Genomic DNA, 1,781 nt, shown 5'->3' on the forward strand with positions numbered 1-1,781 from the left:
GGCCAGCGCTCCGCGGGAGCCGCCCGGCTGGCCGGGCGCGTCGCCGCCGTCGCGGCGCTCGGGCTCGGCGCCGCCGTGCTGCCCAGCGCCGCCGACGCGCACGTCCGCGTCATCCCCGAGAGCACCGTCGCGGGCGGCTGGAGCGCGCTGACGTTCCGGGTGCCGAACGAGTCGGCGACGGCCGTCACGACGCAGGTCGTCGTCGACCTCCCGACCGACACCCCGTTCCTGTACGTCTCCACCCGACCCGTCCCCGGCTGGACGGCGACGGTCGAGAAGGCGCCGCTCGACGCGCCCGTCGACAGCCACGGCACGACGATCACCGAGGCACCCGCGCGCGTCACCTGGACCGCGACGCCCGGCGCGGAGATCGGTGACGGGCAGTTCCAGGAGTTCGCGATCTCCGCGGGGCCGCTGCCCGAGGAGGTCGGCCTCGACCTCGTCCTGCCCGCGCACCAGTCGTACAGCGACGGCACCGTCGTGGACTGGGACGAGGTCGCCGGTGACGGCGGCGAGCCCGAGCACCCGGCGCCTGTCTTCACCACCACGGCCGCTCCCGGTGACGACGCGGCGGCGGCGGCAGCCGATGACGCGACCGCCGCACCCGTGGCCGACGTCGACGCGTCCGGCGCGGCCACCGGCACCGCGGACGAGCAGCCCGACACCGTCGCGCGCGTCCTCGGGGGCGTCGGGCTGCTCCTCGGGCTGGCGGCGCTCGTCGTGGCGGTCGTCACGTCCCGGCGACGCGGGGGCACGGCGTGAGGTGGGCGATGCTGGACGACATGCTCCGCACCGCCGCCCGTCGGGTCACGCCTCCGTCCCTGCACGCCCGCACCGAGGGCCGCGGTCCCCGGGGGCTGCGTCGGGCCGCGGGCTCGACGCTCGGGCGCGTCGTCGCCGTCGTCGGAGTCGTCGGGGCGCTCGCGCTGCTCGGCGCGCCGGCCGCGCAGGCGCACAACACCCTGCGGGCCAGCGACCCGGCCGACGGGGCGACGGTCGCCTTCGCACCGGACCGCGTGACCCTCACGTTCGACATGCCCGCGACGGCGATCGGGACGGAGGTCGTCGTGACCGCCGCCGACGGGCGCGTGGTGAGCGCGGGCGCGGCCGAGCTCGTCGACGCGACCGTCGCGCAGCCGCTCGCGGGCGAGCTGCCCGCGGGTGCGTACGCCGTGGCCTGGCGCGTCACGTCCGCCGACGGGCACCCCATCGAGGGGACGCTCGGCTTCACCGCGACCGCATCGACGGTCGCGGGCACCGGGGGCGCGGCCGTCCCGGCGCCCGAGCCGACGGCGGACGACGCGTCGCCGTCACCGTCACCGTCACCGGGGGCGAGCGAGAGCGCGTCCTCGGCACCCACCGCGGACCCGACCGCGTCGGCGGTCCCGGACGCCGACGACAGCGCCGACGAGCCCGCCGTCGCCGGGCCGCTGCTCATCGGCATCGGCGCGGTCCTCGTGATCGCGGGCGGCGTCGCGGCCTGGTACCTGCTGCGTCGCCGGCCCGACGACGCCGGCGGCCCCCGGGCCGGGACCGGTGCACCCGGCCCCGGCACGTCGGGCACCGGCACGCCCGGCACCGGCACGTCCGAGGGCGACCCGGCCGGCCCGACGGCCTGAGCAGCGCGACCTAGGCTGGAGAGATGACCACCCCGGTGCGCGGCGACGCGCGGACCCCCGGCTCGACCGGTGGGTCCGTCGCGTCGTCGCGCGCCGGCGGGGGAGCGTCGCCGCGTGCCGACCGCGGTGCCCGGTGGGCGGCACTGCCCGCGGCCGTGCGGG

At 79.1% G+C, this 1,781-nt stretch carries 2 protein-coding genes; both read left to right on the forward strand.

Annotation, left to right across the window (positions count from 1 at the left end):
- The first annotated feature begins 27 nt into the window (after positions 1 to 27).
- Positions 28 to 762, forward strand: a complete 735-nt coding sequence (locus CTKZ_RS13530; RefSeq protein ID WP_124343444.1) for a YcnI family protein — start codon at positions 28 to 30, stop codon at positions 760 to 762.
- Positions 763 to 770: 8 nt separating this feature from the next.
- Positions 771 to 1,619 carry a copper resistance CopC family protein gene (locus CTKZ_RS13535; protein ID WP_124343443.1) on the forward strand — a complete coding sequence of 283 codons (849 nt, stop codon included), beginning with the start codon at positions 771 to 773 and terminating at the stop codon, positions 1,617 to 1,619.
- Positions 1,620 to 1,781 lie beyond the last annotated feature (162 nt).

The organism is Cellulomonas algicola, from assembly GCF_003851725.1.
GTDB classification, from domain to species: domain Bacteria; phylum Actinomycetota; class Actinomycetes; order Actinomycetales; family Cellulomonadaceae; genus Cellulomonas; species Cellulomonas algicola.

Bases quoted from the DNA above. Each gene is read 5' to 3' on its own strand.
- CTKZ_RS13535 (WP_124343443.1), top strand. From the start codon at position 771: ATGCTGGACGACATGCTCCGCACCGCCGCCCGTCGGGTCACGCCTCCG.